This window comes from Streptomyces natalensis ATCC 27448, assembly GCF_000935125.1.
Lineage (GTDB): Bacteria > Actinomycetota > Actinomycetes > Streptomycetales > Streptomycetaceae > Streptomyces > Streptomyces natalensis.
Genome location: NZ_JRKI01000034.1, coordinates 574,682 through 591,258 on the forward strand (window position 1 = coordinate 574,682; position 16,577 = coordinate 591,258).

Sequence of the window (16,577 nt, forward strand, 5' to 3'; positions counted from 1 at the left end):
CAACCGCCGTCCAGTTGCCCGCCCCGGGGGCTCAGTCCTCGTGGCCGAGTTGGAGGTCGCGTTCGGTGCGGCCGCCGCCGGCTACCTGGAGGACGGTGGCCACCGGCGGGTATCCGGCGGCGATGACGGTGTACTCGCCGGCCGAGAGGTCCACGAAGCGGAAGAGGCCGTCGGGGCCGGTGGTGGCGGTGTCGACGACGTTGCCGGCCGCGTCCAGCAGCGTCACCCGGGCGTCCTCCACCGGGCGGCCGCCGCCGGCCCGTACGGTGCCGCGCAGCACCGCGCCGCCGGCCAGCTCGATGTCCTGGCGGGTCTCGCGGGAGGCGTGGACGGTGACGGGGAGCGCGGCGGGCCGGAAGGCGGGGGCGCTGGAGGCGAGGGTGTATTCGCCGGCCACCAACTCCCCGATGACATAGCCGCCTTCGCGTCCGCTGCGGGTGGTGGCGACGACCTCGCCGCGGACGTCGGTGAGGGTGACCATGGCGTCGCGTACGGGGGTGCCGTCGCCGGTGGTGACGGTGCCGGCGAGGCGTCCGGCGCCGCCGAGCACCACGTCCAGCTCGACCGGCCGTTCGCCGACGGTGACGGTGACGGCCTGCGGCTGGTGGCCGCCCGCCGCCGCGATCAGGACGTACGAGCCGGCGCCGGGGGTGCCCAGCGCGTAGCGGCCGTCCTCGCCGGTGGCGCCACGTCCGACCTGCCGGCCGGCGACGTCGATGAGGGTGAGCGCGGCGCGCGGCACGATGGAGCCGTCGTGGTGCTGGACCGTGCCGCAGACCGGGACGCCGGCCGACGAGGGGGCGTAACCGGCGTGCGTGCCATAGGAGTTGGTGGCGGAGCGGGCCCTGGGCACACCGGCCCCGGAGTTCTCGGCGTCGCCGTACGGAAGGTGCGGCATCGGGGTGGCCGGCGTGGCGGGAGAGGTGTGGGACACCAGTGGTTTCTCTTTCAGGAAGAGGGCGAGCAGGAAACCCAGCGCGAGCAGCGGGGCGAGACAGCGGACGATCTCCGGCACGGCGTGCGCGGAGGCGGCGAGGGAGCCGCCGCGCAGTGCGGCGGGGAGGTGGGGGGTCAGTTGCCCGGCGAGGCGGGCGGTGGCGAGGGTGCAGAAGAGGGCCACGCCGATGCTGCCGCCGAGCCATCGGGCGGTGGTGGTGGCGCGGCAGACGGCGCCGTAGCGGCAGGCGGAGTTGCGTACCGCGAGCACCAGCACGGGCAGGACGAAGCCGATGCCCAGGCCGAGCAGGCCGGTCCCCAGGCCGTGGGCGCCGTAGGGGGCGTCCTGCGCCGTGCGGGTCAGCAGCCAGATGCCCTCGGCGGCCACCGCGCAGCCGAGGACGGGGAAGATCCGGTGGTGGCCGGTGCGGACGATGAGCCGGCCGGAGACCAGGGTGGCGAGGACGATGCCGAGCAGCAGGGGCAGCGTCAGCAGGCCGGCGCCGGTGGCGCCGCCCGCCGTCCGGGCAAGGTCCGGCAGCCGGCCGAGGGCGCCGTGGAGGGCGAGGGCGACGACCGCGCCGACCGGAGCGGTGATGCTCACCAGGCAGTCGCGCAGCAGACGGGGCGGGAGGAGCGGCGCGGCGGCGAAGCGTTCGACGACGAGGAAGAGCAGGGCGGTGGCGAGCGCACCGGCACCGAGACCGAGGACGACCCGTGAGGTCCAGGCGTACGCGCCGCCGCCCCAACTGGCCAGCAGCCCGAGACAGATGGCGAACGCGGTCAGCAGCAGCGCGCCCGCGACGTCGCGCCGGGGCCGGGCGCCGGGCTTCGGCAGCCGGAGCCGGGCGGCGACGACGAGGAACGCCAGCACCCCGAAGGGCACCGTGAGGTAGCAGCCCCAGCGCCAGGAAGCGTGGTCGGCGAGGAGGCCGCCGGCCAACGGCCCGGCCACGAAGGCGAGTCCGAGGGCGACGGCGATCAGGCCCCGGCAGCGACGGCGGGAGCGGGGCGGGACGAGCGTGGCGGTGACCGCCAGGGCGCCGATCAGCAGACCGCCGCCGCCGAGGCCCTGGAGGGCGCGGAAGGCGAGCAGTTCGCCCATGGAGCCCGACCAGCCGGCCAGCGCCGAGCCGACGGTGAAGGCCAGGATCGCGAGGAGCAGGGCCGGTTTGCGGCCGAAGAGGTCGCCGAGGGCGCCGTGGACGGGCAGACCGAGGGCGGCGGCGAGCAGATACGCGGTGATCGCCCAGGGCGTCACCGGCAGTCCGTGCAGCTCACGGGCGATCGCGGGGAGGGCGGGGGCAAGGGCCGTCTGATCGAGGACCGCAAGCAGCAGCGCCGGCATCAGGCCGGCGAGCACCATGCGCGGCCGGCCGGAACCGGGCGGCCCAGCTGCGCCGCCCGGTGTGGCCGCGGCCGGTACCGCGGCCCGTTCGCCCCGTACCGCCAGGGTGGTCCCGCCCACGTACTGCCTCCCTTGTCACACCTGCACCACCGCCCATTTCTCGCATCGGGCGTTAACGGCGATCAAGTACGACGAAAGGGGTCGTGCGGGGCGGGAAGGGACATCAAGTACGTTGCGCGGGACGCCCATTGGGCTCCCATCAGGCGTTTCCGTACGGGAGCGGTCCAGCGGACCGGACACCACGGCGCAACGGAAACCACCCGAACCGGTGACCGGCTACTTCTCCATCTCCCGGGCGAGGTTGGCGAGAATCGCGTCGTAGATCCGCGCGAGGCCCTTGGGTGCGAAGGTCCGCTCGAAGAAGCCGCCGATCCCACCCGCGCCGTTCCAGGTGGTGGTGATCACGACGTTGGCGCGGCCCGCGCCCGCCGGGGTGACGACCCAGGTGGTCACCATGGAGGAGTTGCGGTCCTTCTCGACGAGCTGCCCGTCGGTGGGCTCGTCGACCTCCAGCAGGCAGTCGCGCACGCGCTTGCTGGTGGCCTGGAGCTTCCAGTGGACGAGCGTGCCCTTGCCGTCGCCGCCCTCGCGCACCTCGTACTCGCTGAAGTGCTCGGGCAGCAGCTTGTGGCGCATGCCGCTGTAGTCGGCGAGCGCATCGAAAACGTCCTCCGGGTCCGCCGCGATCTCACGCTGCGTGGTGGCCTCGACCTGGCCCATGTGTGTCGTCCTCCAGTACTCGGCTGCCGGTCCTGCGGTGCGCCGCCAAGCCAACCACCACTGGGTGGCACGCCCAAAATCCGGGGCGACACCAGAGAAGGGAACAGATGTTCTATTATGGAGCCGGGGGGCTCGACCGGACCCCGAAGGAGGCCCGATGCGCTGGGACAATCTGGGCGAAAGCCCTGCCGCGCTGTTCGGTACGGACGTCGTCAGCCGGACGATCGACACCCCCGAATTCCGCGGCATCACCTTCCACGAAGTGCGCGCCCGCTCGATCCTCAACCGCGTCCCGGGCGCCTCCCGGATGCCGTTCGAATGGACCGTGAACCCGTACCGGGGGTGCAGCCACGCCTGCGTCTACTGCTTCGCCCGCAAGACCCACAGCTATCTGGACCTCGACACGGGGCTCGGCTTCGACTCGCAGATCGTGGTGAAGGTCAACGCCCCCGACCTGCTGCGCCGCGAGCTGACCGCGCGGCGCTGGCGCGGCGAGCACATAGCCATGGGAACGAACGTCGACTGCTACCAGCGGGCGGAGGGCCGATACGCCCTCATGCCCGGGATCCTTACGGCGCTGCGCGACCACGCCAACCCGTTCTCCGTCCTCACCAAGGGCACGCTGATCCTGCGCGACCTGGAACTGCTGCGGCAGGCCGCCGAGGTCACCGACGTCGGCATCTCCGTCTCCGTCGGCTTCCTGGACCACGCCCTGTGGCGCACCGTCGAACCGGGCACACCCGCGCCCGAGCGCCGCCTCGACGTGGTGCGCACGCTCACCGCGCACGGCATCACGTGCGGGGTCCTGATGGCGCCGGTCATCCCCTTCCTCGGTGACGCACCCGACCAGCTACGGGCCACGGTCCGCGCCATAGCCGATGCGGGGGCCGCCTCGGTCACCCCGCTCGTCCTGCACCTGCGCCCCGGCGCCCGGGAATGGTTCATGACGTGGCTGGGCCGCCATCACCCGCACCTCGTACGGCGCTACGAGCGCCTGTATGCCGGGGGCTCTTACGCCCCCACGTGGTACCAGCGGGGCGTGACCCGGCAGGTGCACGAGCTCGCGGCCGAGTACGGCGTGGGGCCGTACCGGCCCGGTGAGCACCGGGGGGTCGCCGCCCCCGAGTCGCCGACGCGGCCGGCGGATCCCACGCAGCTGTCGTTGTTGTGACCCCACGTTGTCGGCCGTCCCGCCGTGGGTGTTTGCCGCCGTTGCGCCTGCGGCGGGCGTGGGTTGTACGGGTGCGGTGCCACGCCTCCGGACTTCGTCCTGCGGCCCGGCCCCTCCCCGTTGGGGGTGGGAGAAAACCAGTGGGGGTGCACGTGGGCGGTCGGATGCCGCTTGTCGATCGCGTCATACGGAACCGGACATACGACGCCCGCCCCCACCGGCCTTCTACCCCCCACCCACGGGAGGGGCCGCGCCGCAGGACGAAGTCCGGAGGCGGGGCACCGCCCCCGTACACCCCACGCCCGCCGCAGGCGCAACGGCGAGAACACACCGCGGCGCCGCAGACAAAAACGTGGGGAGAAACCCGCCACGGCGGGACCGTGGGACTAAACGCCCAAGCGAGCCAGCGCCGCCGCGGCCGCCGCCGCCAACCGAGGGTGCGCCGCCGCAGCCGTGAGCGTGGGGACCGCGCGCCGGTCGCCGAGCGCGGCCAGGCCCTCCACGCAGGCGAGGGCGACGCGCCAATAGGGGGTGTTCGGGGTGAGGAGGCGATCGAGCGTGGCGATCAGGGCCGGTACGGACTGCGGTGCGCGGAGTTCGGCGAGCAGCCGGACGGGGTGCAAGGCGTAGGCGGTGCGCAGCGGATTGGTGGCGAGGGCGGCCGCGGCACGGGCGGTGCGGGGGTCGCCGAGGCGGCCGAGGGCGTGCGCGGCGGTGGCGCAGCGGACCGGTTCGCGGTAGTTCAGCAGCAGCACCAGCGTCTCGAAGGCGCGTTTGTCGCCGGCGCAGCCGAGGACGAAAGCCGCGATCTCCCGGGCCCACAGGGGCCGTTCGACGGCGACCAGCATCCGGGCCAGTTCGTCGCGGGCGGCCGGGGTGTTCTTGCGGGCCAGTGCGAGCAGCCGCTCGTAGGCGGCCAGATCGTCCGGGGAGCGGAGCTCGGCCCGCACCCGGTCCGTCAACTCGTGGAATTCCTCTTCCATTTGTCGCTTCCCTCCCGCCGGGCCGTCCCGGGTGACGACGACGTGGCCTGCACCACAGCCTAATGACCCGCACTACCCCTGGCGCTTCGGTTACCCACCGGTTAACCTGCTGGGACGGGCAGCACCCCTGCTCGGGCGGCCGGTGACGCAGCCGCCAGTAAATGAAGTCGGTTCGAAGTCGGTTCGGCACCGCACTCAGCACGACATTGCAGGAGCACACGGCACGGCCCCGGGACAGGGCCCGCCGCGACTCCCGCCCCGTCGGCGCTCCCCGTGACGCTGCGGCTTTTTGCGGCATTTCCGCCGTATCCCTCTGGCCGCTGTGCGCTGCGTACGGCCGCGTCGGTGCGACCCCTCCGTTTGTCGTCCCAGTCGTCACTTCTCCCCTGCCTCAGGGGAACACCCTTGGAGTCTCGCGATGGGCCCTTCGTCCACCCCTGATCTCTCGACCGAAGTCATTCCCCTGTCCCTTTCCACGGTGGCCGTCGTCGGCCTGGGCACCATGGGCACCGGTATCGCCGAGGTGCTGACCCGCGCCGGCCGCGAGGTCATCGGCATCGACACCGACCAGGCCGCGGCCCGCCAGGCCGTCGCCTCCCTGGAGGCCGCCACCGCCCGCGCCGTGCAGCGCGAGCGGATCAGCGAGCGGGAGCGGCAGGGCATCCTGGCCCGCTTCCGCACCTTCTCCGACCTCCAGGCCGCCGCGGAGGCCGATCTCGTCATCGAGGTGGTGCCGGAGAACTACGAGCTCAAGCGCCAGGTCTTCGCCGAACTGGACGCCGTCGTGCGCCCCGACGCGATCCTGGCCACCGGCACCAACGCGCTGTCGGTGACCCGGCTGGCCGCCGACTCGCAGCGCCCCGAGCGGGTGCTCGGCGTGCACTTCTTCAACCCGGCCCCGGCCATGAAGCTGGTCGAGGTGGTCTCCTCGGTGCTCACTGCACCGGCCGCGGTCGCCGCCGTCACCCAGCTCGCCCGTGACCTGGGCAAGGACCCCATCGCGGTGGGCGACCGCCCCGGCTTCGTCGCCGACGGTCTGCTCTTCGGCTACCTGAACCAGGCCGCCGCGATGTACGAGTCCAAGTACGCCACCCGCGAGGACATCGACGCCGCGATGCGGCTGGGCTGCGGCCTGCCGATGGGCCCGCTCGCCCTGCTCGACCTGATCGGCGTGGACACCGCCCGTACGGTCCTGGAGGCCATGTACGCCGAGTCGCACGACCGGCTGCACGCCCCCGCGCCGATCCTGGGGCAGCTGGCCGAGGCCGGGCTGACCGGCCGTAAGGCGGGCCGCGGCTTCTACACGTACGAGGCGCCGGGCAGCCCTACGGTCGTGCCGGACGCGGAGAGCCCCGCGGCCGACGGCGCGCTCGGTGCGGGCCGTACGGTCACCAGCGTGGGCGTCGCCGGCTCCGGGACGATGGCCAGCGGTATCGCCGAGGTCTTCGCCAAGGCGGGCTTCGACGTCGTCCTGGCCGCCCGCAGCCTGGAGAAGGCGGAGAAGGCCAAGGCCCGGATCACCAAGTCCCTGGACCGCTCGGTGAGCAAGGGCCGGATGACCGCCGAGGCGCGCGACGCCGCGCTGGCCGCGATCACCCCGGCCGGTTCGCTCGACGCCTTCGCCGAGGTCGATCTGGCCGTCGAGGCGGTGGCCGAGGACCTGGAGGTCAAGCAGCAGCTCTTCGCCACCCTGGACAAGGTCTGCAAGCCGGGTGCCGTGCTGGCCACGACCACCTCGTCGCTGCCGGTGGTGGCCTGCGCCCGCGCCACCTCGCGTCCGCAGGACGTCATCGGGATGCACTTCTTCAACCCGGCCCCGGCCATGAAGCTGGTCGAGGTGGTCCGTACGGTCCTGACGGCCGACGACGTCCACGCCACCGTCCGCGCGGTGTGTGCCAAGGTCCGCAAGCACGCCGTGGACTGCGGCGACCGGGCCGGCTTCATCGTGAACGCGCTGCTGTTTCCGTACCTCAACAACGCGATCAAGATGGTGCAGGAGCACTACGCCTCGCTGGACGACATCGACGCCGCCATGAAGCTCGGCGGCGGCTACCCGATGGGCCCGTTCGAACTCCTCGACGTCGTCGGGCTGGACGTCTCCCTGGCCATCGAGAAGGTGCTGCACGCCGAGTTCCGCGACCCGGGCCTGGCCCCGGCGCCGCTGCTGGAGCACCTCGTCGCGGCGGGCTGCCTCGGCCGCAAGACCGGCCGCGGCTTCCGTGAGTACGCCAAGCGCTGACGGGACGGGGCACCCCCGGCCACGCGCCGGGGGGCCGTGGGGCGGACTGCTGGAGCCTTCGGCCGGCGGTCCGTCCCAGGTCAGGGGGGCGCGGCCGGTACCTGATGCCGCAGGCCGAGTAAATATGCAGTACCGTCCCCACATGTCCCAGCCCGCTCGTACGCCGACCTCCGACGCCACCGACACCAGCACTCCCGGCTCCCGCCGCGCGGCCGCCCAACGGCTCAAAATGCGCCGCGAACTGTCGGCTGCGGCCATGGAGCTGTTCGCGACCAAGGGCTACGAGGCGACCACGGTCGACGAGATCGCGGCCGCCGCCGGGGTCGCCCGCCGGACCTTCTTCCGCCACTTCCGCTCCAAGGAAGAGGCGATCTTCCCCGACCACGACGACACCCTCGTGCGCGCCGAGGCCGTCCTGGATGCCGCGCCGCCGCACGAGAACCCGCTCGACACGGTCTGCCGCGGCATCAAGGAGGTCATGCGGATGTACGCGGCCGCACCGGCCGTCTCCGTCGCCCGCTACCGCCTCACCCGTGAGGTGCCCACCCTGCGCGAGGCCGAGATCGCCTCGGTCGCCCGCTACGAGCGCCTCTTCACCCGTTATCTTCTGGGCCACTTCGACGAGGGCGCCCACCGCGAGGGCGACGACGACCCGTTGCTCGCCGAGGTCGCCGCTTCCGCCGTGGTCACCGCCCACAACCACGTTCTGCGCCGCTGGCTGCGGGCCGGCGCCGAGGGCGACGTCGAGGCCCAGCTCGACCATGCCTTCGAGATCGTCCGCGAGACCTTCGGCACCGGCATCGGCGCGGGCCGCACCACCTCCGGAGAGCCGGCCGCCCCCGCTTCCGTCTCCCGGGCGGGCGAGGTCCTGGTGGCCGTGGCCCGTACGGATGCGCCGCTGGACGAGGTCATGCGCACGATCGAGCGGGCGCTGAAGAAGCGCTGAGGGGCGCCTCCACACCACAGAACCGCAGCCCGTCCAGCCGCCGAGGCGCTGGGCGGGCTGCGGCGTTTACGCGATGAACGATCATCGTTGATCGCTCATTGCGCTCATCTGAACGCCAAGTTTCTCAAGCGAGAAATTCATGGCACTCAGTGTCTTGTCAGATGGCACGCGGTGTCATACGTTGAGAGTGTCCGGTCGACCGGTGCACAGCGACACCCGTGCATCGGCTGTCCCAGCAACCCTTCGCGGCTGCCCCGTCCGGACGCCTGCGTCACAGGCACACCTCACACCGGCGCCGACCCCGCGCCACAGCCACACCGGCCGAACCGACGGCACCACCCCTGCACCACCCCCGACGTTCCCTCAAGCCGTTCCCCTCAAAAAACGTGCTTCGCCGGAGGCATCCCGTGAATGAAATCCTGGACGCGATCCTCGCGCCCGACACCACCCGCGACGACTTCGCCGCGCTGGCCCTCCCCGAGTCCTACCGCGCGGTGACCGTGCACAAGGACGAGGCCGACATGTTCGCCGGCCTGCCCAGCAGGGAGAAGGACCCGCGCAAGTCGCTGCACGTCGAGGACGTGCCGGTGCCCGAACTGGGCCCGGGCGAGGCGCTGGTGGCCGTGATGGCCTCCTCCGTGAACTACAACAGCGTGTGGACCTCGATCTTCGAGCCGATGTCGACCTTCGGGTTCCTGGAGCGCTACGGCAAGCTCTCCGAGCTCACCAAGCGCCACGACCTGCCGTACCACGTCATCGGCTCCGACCTGGCCGGCGTCGTGCTGCGCACCGGACCCGGCGTCAACGCCTGGGGCCCGGGTGACGAGGTCGTCGCGCACTGTCTGTCCGTCGAGCTGGAGTCCTCCGACGGCCACAACGACACCATGCTCGACCCCGAGCAGCGGATCTGGGGCTTCGAGACCAACTTCGGCGGCCTGGCCGAGATCGCGCTGGTCAAGTCCAACCAGCTGATGCCCAAGCCCAAGCACCTGAGCTGGGAGGAGGCGGCGGCGCCCGGTCTGGTCAACTCGACCGCGTACCGCCAGCTGGTCTCGCGCAACGGCGCCGGGATGAAGCAGGGCGACAACGTCCTGATCTGGGGCGCCAGCGGCGGGCTCGGCTCGTACGCCACCCAGTTCGCGCTGGCCGGCGGGGCGAACCCGATCTGCGTGGTCTCCAGCGACAAGAAGGCCGACATCTGCCGCGCGATGGGCGCCGAGGCGATCATCGACCGCAACGCCGAGGGCTACAAGTTCTGGAAGGACGAGCAGACCCAGGACCCGCGGGAGTGGAAGCGCTTCGGCAAGCGGATCCGCGAGCTGACCGGTGGCGAGGACATCGACATCGTCTTCGAGCACCCCGGCCGCGAGACCTTCGGCGCCTCCGTGTACGTCACCCGCAAGGGCGGCACCATCACCACCTGCGCCTCGACCTCCGGCTACATGCACGAGTACGACAACCGCTACCTGTGGATGTCGCTGAAGCGGATCATCGGCTCGCACTTCGCGAACTACCGGGAGGCGTGGGAGGCCAACCGGCTGATCGCCAAGGGCAAGATCCACCCGACGCTGTCGAAGACCTACACCCTGGAAGAGACCGGGCAGGCGGCCTACGACGTGCACCGCAATCTGCACCAGGGCAAGGTCGGCGTGCTGGCGCTCGCGCCCGAGGAGGGGATGGGCGTGCGCGACGAGGAGATGCGCGCCGAGCACCTCGACGCCATCAACCGCTTCCGGAACGTCTGAGCCGGCGAAGAGGTACGGGAGACCGTTTAGATGACTGAGCGTCAGAAGGATCGTCCGTGGCTGATGCGGACGTACGCCGGGCACTCCACCGCCGAGGCGTCCAATGAGCTCTACCGGCGCAATCTCGCCAAGGGCCAGACCGGATTGTCGGTCGCGTTCGACCTCCCGACGCAGACCGGTTACGACCCCGACCACATCCTCGCCCGCGGCGAGGTCGGCCGGGTCGGGGTCCCGGTCTCCCATCTCGGCGATATGCGGCGGCTGTTCCAGGAGATACCGCTGGAGCAGATGAACACCTCGATGACCATCAACGCCACGGCCATGTGGCTGCTGGCGCTCTACCAGGTGGTCGCCGAGGAGCAGGGCGCGGACATCACCAGGCTCCAGGGGACGACGCAGAACGACATCGTCAAGGAGTACCTGTCCCGGGGGACGCATGTCTTCCCGCCGGGGCCGAGCCTGCGGCTGACCACCGACATGATCGCGTACACGGTCAACAACATCCCCAAGTGGAACCCGATCAACATTTGCAGTTACCACCTCCAGGAAGCGGGCGCCACTCCGGTCCAGGAGATCTCGTACGCGATGTCCACCGCCATCGCCGTCCTGGACGCGGTGTTCGCGTCAGGGCAGGTCCCCGAGGACCGCAAGGGCGACGTGGTGGCCCGGATCTCCTTCTTCGTGAACGCGGGCGTCCGCTTCGTCGAGGAGATGTGCAAGATGCGCGCCTTCGGCCGCATCTGGGACAAGGTCACCCGCGAGCGCTACGGCATCGAGAACCCCAAGCACCGCCGCTTCCGCTACGGCGTCCAGGTCAACTCGCTGGGCCTGACCGAGGCGCAGCCGGAGAACAACGTCCAGCGGATCGTGCTGGAGATGCTGGCGGTGACGCTGTCGAAGGACGCCCGCGCCCGCGCCGTCCAGCTCCCCGCCTGGAACGAGGCGCTGGGCCTGCCGCGGCCCTGGGACCAGCAGTGGTCGCTGCGTATCCAGCAGGTGCTGGCGCACGAGAGCGATCTGCTGGAGTACGAGGACATCTTCGCCGGCTCGCATGTCATCGAGGCCAAGGTCGACGCCCTGGTGGACGAGTGCCTGGCCGAGATCGCCCGGATCCAGGAGATGGGCGGCGCGATGGCGGCCGTCGAGTCCGGCTATCTCAAATCGCAGCTGGTCTCCTCGCACGCCGAGCGGCGGGGCCGGATCGAGGCCGGCGAGGAGAAGATCGTCGGCGTCAACTGCTTCGAGTCCACCGAGCCCAATCCGCTCACCGCGGATCTGGACACCGCCATCATGACCGTCGATCCGGCCAATGAGGCGCGGGTCGTCCAGGCGCTGCACGACTGGCGGGACAACCGGGACGAGGGCCGCGCCCAGGAGGCGCTGTCGACGCTGAAGAAGACCGCGGCGGGCGACGGCAACCTTTTCGCGGCGACCCTGGAGTGTGCGCGGGCCGGTGTGACAACCGGCGAATGGGCCTGGGCGCTGCGGGACGTCTTCGGCGAGTTCCGGGCGCCGACGGGTGTCTCGGGCGCGCCGCTGGCCGTCACGGCCGAGGCGGGCACCCCGCTGGCGCTGGTCCGCGACAAGGTCGCCAGGACCGCCGCCGACCTGGGCGGCGGCAAACTGCGCCTGCTGGTGGGCAAGCCCGGTCTGGACGGACACAGCAACGGCGCCGAGCAGATCGCCGTACGCGCCCGCGATGCCGGTTTCGAGGTGGTCTACCAGGGCATCCGGCTGACCCCCGAGCAGATCGTCTCGGCGGCCGTCGCCGAGGACGTGCACTGCGTGGGACTGTCGATCCTGTCCGGTTCGCATGCCGAGCTGGTGCCGGACGTGCTGAGCCGGCTGCGCCGCGCCGGTGTGGACGATGTGCCGGTCATCGTCGGCGGCATCATCCCTTCGGCCGATGCGGCCGCCCTCAGGGAAGTCGGGGTGGCCGCCGTGTTCACTCCGAAGGACTTCGGGATTACGGAGATCATCGGCCGTATCGTCGACGAGATCCGGAAGGCGAACAAGCTCGATCCCCTGGAGGTCCCCGCATGACCGCTGTGAACCGGCAGCGGGCGCGCCGCTCCTGTCTGGCCGTCCCGGGCAGCAACCCCCGCTTCCTGGAGAAGGCCCAGGGCCTGCCCGCCGACCAGGTCTTCCTGGACCTGGAGGACGCCTGCGCGCCGCTCGCCAAGGAAGGGGCCCGGCACACCGTCGTCGACGCCCTGAACAAGGGCGACTGGACGGGCAAGACCCGGGTCGTACGGGTCAACGACTGGACCACGCACTGGACGTACCGGGACGTCATCACGGTCGTCGAGGGCGCGGGCGCCAACCTCGACTGCATCATGCTGCCGAAGGTGCAGGACGCCCAGCAGATCGTGGCGCTGGACCTGCTGCTGACCCAGATCGAGAAGACGATGGGCTACGAGGTCGGCCGGATCGGCATCGAGGCGCAGATCGAGAACGCCAAGGGTCTGGTGAACGTCGACGAGATCGCCGGTGCCTCGCCGCGCCTGGAGACCATCATCTTCGGCCCGGCCGACTTCATGGCGTCCATCAACATGAAGTCCCTGGTGGTCGGCGAGCAGCCCCCGGGCTATCCGGCGGACGCCTATCACTACATCCTCATGCGGATTCTGATGGCGGCCCGTACGCACAACCTCCAGGCCATCGACGGTCCCTATCTCCAGATCAAGAACATCGACGGCTACCGCGAGGTCGCCGGGCGGGCCGCGGCCCTGGGCTTCGACGGCAAATGGGTGCTGCACCCCGGTCAGGTCGAGGCCGCCAACGAGGTGTTCTCGCCGTCCCAGGAGGACTACGACCACGCCGAGCTGATCCTGGACGCCTACGAGTGGCACACCTCGGAGGCGGGCGGGGCCAAGGGTTCCGCGATGCTCGGTGACGAGATGATCGACGAGGCGAGCCGGAAAATGGCCCTCGTCATCGCCGGCAAGGGCCGTGCCGCAGGCATGATCCGTACATCCACGTTCGAGGCCCCGGAGGCATAAGCGCGATGCAGTTCGGCCGTACCTATGAAGAGTTCACCGTCGGCGACGTGTACAAGCACTGGCCCGGAAAAACCGTCACGGAATACGACGACCACCTCTTTTGCCTGCTCACGATGAATCATCACCCGCTGCACATGGACAGCAACTACGCGGAGCAGACCACCGACTTCGGCAAGAACGTCGTCGTCGGTAACTACATCTATTCGCTGCTGCTGGGCATGTCGGTGCCCGATGTCTCCGGAAAGGCGATTGCCAATCTGGAGATCGAGTCGCTCAAGCACGTGGCGCCGACGTTCCACGGCGACACCCTCTACGGCGAGACGACGGTGCTCGACAAGACGCCCTCGAAGTCCAAGTCGGACCGCGGGATCGTGTACGTCGAGACCAAGGGCTACAAGCAGGACGGCACGCTGGTCTGTGTCTTCCGGCGCAAGGTGATGGTCCCCACGGCCACGTACATCGAGGAGCGCGGCGGCGAGCAGCCCGGCCGCCCCGAGCTCAAGGCCCCTGCGGCCAAGAAGGAGAAGTAGTCACCATGACCCGTCTTGCGCAGACCGAGGGCCTGACCGACATTCAGCGGGAAATTCTCTCGACCGTCCGCGACTTCGTGGACAAGGAGATCATCCCGGTCGCCACGGAGCTGGAACACCGCGACGAATACCCCACGCAGATCGTCGAGGGGCTGAAGGAACTGGGCGTCTTCGGGCTGATGATTCCCGAGGAGTACGGCGGGCTGGGCGAGTCGCTGCTCACCTACGCGCTCACCGTCGAGGAAATCGCCCGCGGCTGGATGAGCGTCTCGGGCATCATCAACACCCACTTCATCGTGGCGTACATGCTCAAGCAGCACGGTACGCAGGAGCAGAAGGACTATTTCCTGCCGAAGATGGCGGCCGGTGAGATCCGCGGCGCCTTCTCGATGTCCGAGCCGGCGCTGGGCTCGGACGTGTCCGCCATCTCCTCCAAGGGCGTGCGGGACGGCGACGATTACGTCCTCAACGGCCAGAAGATGTGGCTGACCAACGGCGGTTCGTCCACGCTCGTCGCGGTGCTGTGCCGTACGGACGAGGGCCACCCGGAGGGCACCGCGCCGCACAAGTCGATGACGACCTTCCTCGTGGAGAAGGAGGCGGGCTTCGGCGAGGTCCGCCCCGGCCTGACCATCCCGGGCAAGATCGACAAGATGGGCTACAAGGGCGTCGACACCACCGAGCTGATCATGGACGGCCTGCGGATCCCGGCCGACCGGGTGCTCGGCGGCCAGACCGGACGTGGCTTCTATCACATGATGGACGGCGTCGAGGTCGGCCGGGTCAATGTCGCCGCGCGTGGCTGCGGAGTCGCCCAGCGCGCCTTCGAGCTGGGCGTTTCGTACGCGCAGCAGCGCCACACCTTCGGCAAGCCGATCGCCCAGCATCAGGCCATCCAGTTCAAACTGGCCGAAATGGCGACAAAGGTCGAAGCCGCCCATGCGATGATGGTTAATGCCGCCCGCAAAAAGGACTCCGGCCAGCGAAACGACCTCGAAGCGGGCATGGCGAAGTACCTGGCCTCCGAGTACTGCAAGGAGGTGGTCGAGGACGCTTTCCGTATCCACGGCGGCTACGGCTTCTCGAAGGAGTACGAGATCGAGCGTCTCTACCGCGAGGCCCCGATGCTCCTGATCGGTGAAGGTACCGCCGAGATCCAGAAAATGATCATTGGTCGCCGGCTGCTGGAGGAGTACCGAATCCAGGGGTGAACGTCCCAATTGGGGCGTTTTCGTCTAGACGAAGATCACACCCCGGTCACGGACTTCGGCCACGGATTGGCGCTGGCTCTTGGCCAGTTGCCGCCCGCACCCGATAGCATCCCAGGAAAGCCGCCGTCCCCCGTATCCCTACGCGGCATCCTCCGCTACGAAGGTCATTCATGCCCCACAGCCAATCCTCTGCACAACGCGGTCGCGTCCGCCTCGCGCGCGGAGCGTCGCCGTGGCTCCTCCCGACCGTGGCAACGGCGGCGGTCAGCCTGGCCCGCTCCCGTCGCTCGGGACGCTGGGCCGCGCTCGCCGTGCCCACCACCGCCCTCGCGGCGGGCATGCTGTGGTTCTTCCGCGACCCCGAGCGAGAGGTCGCTCAGGGCCGTGTCATCTCCCCGGCCGACGGTGTGGTGCAGAGCATCATGCCGTGGAAGGACGGACGTACCCGCGTCGCGATCTTCATGAGCCCGCTGAATGTCCATGTCAACCGCGCCCCGCTGGCCGGCACGGTGACGTCCGTGGAGCACATCCCCGGTGGCTTCGTTCCGGCGTTCAACAAGGAGAGCGAGAACAACGAGCGGGTGGTCTGGCACTTCGACACCGAGCTCGGCGACATCGAGATGGTGCAGATCGCCGGCGCGGTGGCCCGCCGCATCGTCCCGTACGTGCCCGAGGGCACCAAGGTCGAGCAGGGCGAGCGCATCGGCCTGATCCGTTTCGGCTCGCGCGTCGATATCTACCTCCCGGAGGGCGTCGAGGTGGCCGTCGAGGTCGGCCAGGCCACCACCGCGGGGGTGACTCGTCTTGACCGTGATTGATCCGGAAACACAAGCCGGCTGGGCACCCGAGACCGAGGAGGACGGGGACGACATGCCGTTGTCCACGCGGCTGTCAATAGCGGACACCCTCACCCTCGGCAACGCCATCTGCGGCTTCATGGCCGTGTACTTCACCACCACCGGCGTCCTCATCCCGCATCTGACGGGCACCGAGGACGGCGGCATGGCGCGGCACAGCGCCGCGGTGGCCGTGATCCTGATGCTGATGGCGTCGGTCTTCGACCTCTTTGACGGACTGGTCGCCCGCAAGCTGCGTGCCTCGGCGATGGGGGCCGAGCTCGACAACCTCTCCGACCTGATCAGCTTCGGTCTGGCGCCCGCGTACTTCGTGGTGACCTGGGGCATGGTCGCCTCGGGCGCCAACCAGGCCAACCAGAAGGTCTCGGTGGTCGCGGCGGTGGTGGTGCTGCTGGCGGTGATCCTGCGGCTGGCCCGGTTCTCCTGCGTGACGCTGCGCGACGGCATCTTCCAGGGCATGCCGAGCCCCTTCGGCGCCCTGACCGTCGTCGCCATCGTGCTGCTGGAGCTGCCGTTCCTGCCGACGCTGCTGGCGATCATCGGGGTGGCCTGGCTGATGGTGAGCCGGGTCGAGTACCCCAAGCCGCGTGGCCGCCTCGCGGTGGCGATGCTCAGCTGGATCGTGCTCAGCATGGGCATGCTCGCCGCCTGGGCGCTGGACGCCCCCGGCGGCCAGCTGCTGCTGTGGACCGGCTGCTCGCTCCAGGTGGTCATGGGCGCGATGATCCCGCTGTTCGCGACGGCCCGGAGGGTGAACACCTTCCGCGACAACCGCCGCGAGTCACGGACGGAGTCGCGCGCCGCGCAGCTGCCCTGACACAGCGGAGAC

13 protein-coding genes are annotated in these 16,577 nt (G+C 70.2%); 10 read left to right on the forward strand and 3 right to left on the reverse strand.

Annotation, left to right across the window (positions count from 1 at the left end; all coding sequences use genetic code 11):
- Positions 1-31: 31 nt before the first annotated feature.
- Positions 32-2,404: an MFS transporter gene (locus SNA_RS27190; protein ID WP_044367105.1), complete on the reverse strand. Its 2,373-nt coding sequence runs from the start codon at positions 2,402-2,404 to the stop codon at positions 32-34.
- Between the two features lie 216 nt (positions 2,405-2,620).
- On the reverse strand, positions 2,621-3,064 hold the full coding sequence (locus SNA_RS27195; protein ID WP_030073692.1) for an SRPBCC family protein: 444 nt from the start codon (positions 3,062-3,064) through the stop codon (positions 2,621-2,623).
- A gap of 157 nt (positions 3,065-3,221) precedes the next feature.
- Between SNA_RS27195 and SNA_RS27200 the strand changes: the two genes are divergently transcribed.
- Positions 3,222-4,235, forward strand: a complete 1,014-nt coding sequence (locus tag SNA_RS27200; RefSeq protein ID WP_030073690.1) for an Rv2578c family radical SAM protein — start codon at positions 3,222-3,224, stop codon at positions 4,233-4,235.
- A gap of 386 nt (positions 4,236-4,621) precedes the next feature.
- Here SNA_RS27200 and SNA_RS27205 read toward each other — a convergent pair whose 3' ends face one another.
- Positions 4,622-5,218, reverse strand: a complete 597-nt coding sequence (locus SNA_RS27205; protein ID WP_030067712.1) for a HEAT repeat domain-containing protein — start codon at positions 5,216-5,218, stop codon at positions 4,622-4,624.
- A gap of 418 nt (positions 5,219-5,636) precedes the next feature.
- Between SNA_RS27205 and SNA_RS27210 the strand changes: the two genes are divergently transcribed.
- The 9 genes from SNA_RS27210 to pssA all read left to right on the forward strand — a co-directional run bounded on the left by SNA_RS27210 (position 5,637) and on the right by pssA (position 16,565).
- Positions 5,637-7,457: a 3-hydroxyacyl-CoA dehydrogenase family protein gene (locus SNA_RS27210; protein WP_044367106.1), complete on the forward strand. Its 1,821-nt coding sequence runs from the start codon at positions 5,637-5,639 to the stop codon at positions 7,455-7,457.
- A gap of 142 nt (positions 7,458-7,599) precedes the next feature.
- Entirely contained in the window at positions 7,600-8,403 is an 804-nt protein-coding gene (locus SNA_RS27215) for a TetR family transcriptional regulator (protein ID WP_030067713.1), read from the forward strand.
- Between the two features lie 407 nt (positions 8,404-8,810).
- Entirely contained in the window at positions 8,811-10,148 is a 1,338-nt protein-coding gene (ccrA, locus tag SNA_RS27220) for a crotonyl-CoA carboxylase/reductase (protein ID WP_030067714.1), read from the forward strand.
- A 30-nt stretch (positions 10,149-10,178) separates the two neighbouring features.
- Positions 10,179-12,191: a protein meaA gene (locus SNA_RS27225; protein ID WP_030067715.1), complete on the forward strand. Its 2,013-nt coding sequence runs from the start codon at positions 10,179-10,181 to the stop codon at positions 12,189-12,191.
- Positions 12,188-13,150, forward strand: coding sequence for an HpcH/HpaI aldolase/citrate lyase family protein (locus tag SNA_RS27230; RefSeq protein ID WP_030067716.1), 963 nt, complete (start codon positions 12,188-12,190; stop codon positions 13,148-13,150). Before SNA_RS27225 ends, SNA_RS27230 begins: the two co-directional genes overlap by 4 nt.
- Positions 13,151-13,155: 5 nt before the next feature.
- Positions 13,156-13,680 (forward strand): MaoC family dehydratase, encoded by a 525-nt coding sequence (locus SNA_RS27235; protein ID WP_030067718.1) that lies wholly within the window; start codon positions 13,156-13,158, stop codon positions 13,678-13,680.
- 5 nt (positions 13,681-13,685) lie between these two features.
- A complete protein-coding gene (locus tag SNA_RS27240) occupies positions 13,686-14,891 on the forward strand; it encodes an acyl-CoA dehydrogenase family protein (RefSeq protein ID WP_030067719.1) in 1,206 nt (401 codons plus the stop codon).
- A gap of 170 nt (positions 14,892-15,061) precedes the next feature.
- The gene (locus tag SNA_RS27245; protein ID WP_030067720.1) at positions 15,062-15,709 is read left to right on the forward strand and encodes a phosphatidylserine decarboxylase; all 648 of its coding nucleotides are present in this window, start codon (positions 15,062-15,064) and stop codon (positions 15,707-15,709) included.
- The gene (gene pssA / locus SNA_RS27250) at positions 15,696-16,565 is read left to right on the forward strand and encodes a CDP-diacylglycerol--serine O-phosphatidyltransferase (protein ID WP_030067721.1); all 870 of its coding nucleotides are present in this window, start codon (positions 15,696-15,698) and stop codon (positions 16,563-16,565) included. Before SNA_RS27245 ends, pssA begins: the two co-directional genes overlap by 14 nt.
- Positions 16,566-16,577: the final 12 nt, after the last annotated feature.

Coding starts and splice junctions, on each gene's coding strand:
- SNA_RS27230 (WP_030067716.1), top strand. CDS start 12,188: ATGACCGCTGTGAACCGGCAGCGGGCGCGCCGCTCCTGTCTGGCCGTC.
- SNA_RS27245 (WP_030067720.1), top strand. CDS start 15,062: ATGCCCCACAGCCAATCCTCTGCACAACGCGGTCGCGTCCGCCTCGCG.
- SNA_RS27225 (WP_030067715.1), top strand. CDS start 10,179: ATGACTGAGCGTCAGAAGGATCGTCCGTGGCTGATGCGGACGTACGCC.
- SNA_RS27205 (WP_030067712.1), bottom strand. CDS start 5,218: ATGGAAGAGGAATTCCACGAGTTGACGGACCGGGTGCGGGCCGAGCTC.
- SNA_RS27235 (WP_030067718.1), top strand. CDS start 13,156: ATGCAGTTCGGCCGTACCTATGAAGAGTTCACCGTCGGCGACGTGTAC.
- SNA_RS27215 (WP_030067713.1), top strand. CDS start 7,600: ATGTCCCAGCCCGCTCGTACGCCGACCTCCGACGCCACCGACACCAGC.
- SNA_RS27200 (WP_030073690.1), top strand. CDS start 3,222: ATGCGCTGGGACAATCTGGGCGAAAGCCCTGCCGCGCTGTTCGGTACG.
- SNA_RS27210 (WP_044367106.1), top strand. CDS start 5,637: ATGGGCCCTTCGTCCACCCCTGATCTCTCGACCGAAGTCATTCCCCTG.
- SNA_RS27195 (WP_030073692.1), bottom strand. CDS start 3,064: ATGGGCCAGGTCGAGGCCACCACGCAGCGTGAGATCGCGGCGGACCCG.
- SNA_RS27240 (WP_030067719.1), top strand. CDS start 13,686: ATGACCCGTCTTGCGCAGACCGAGGGCCTGACCGACATTCAGCGGGAA.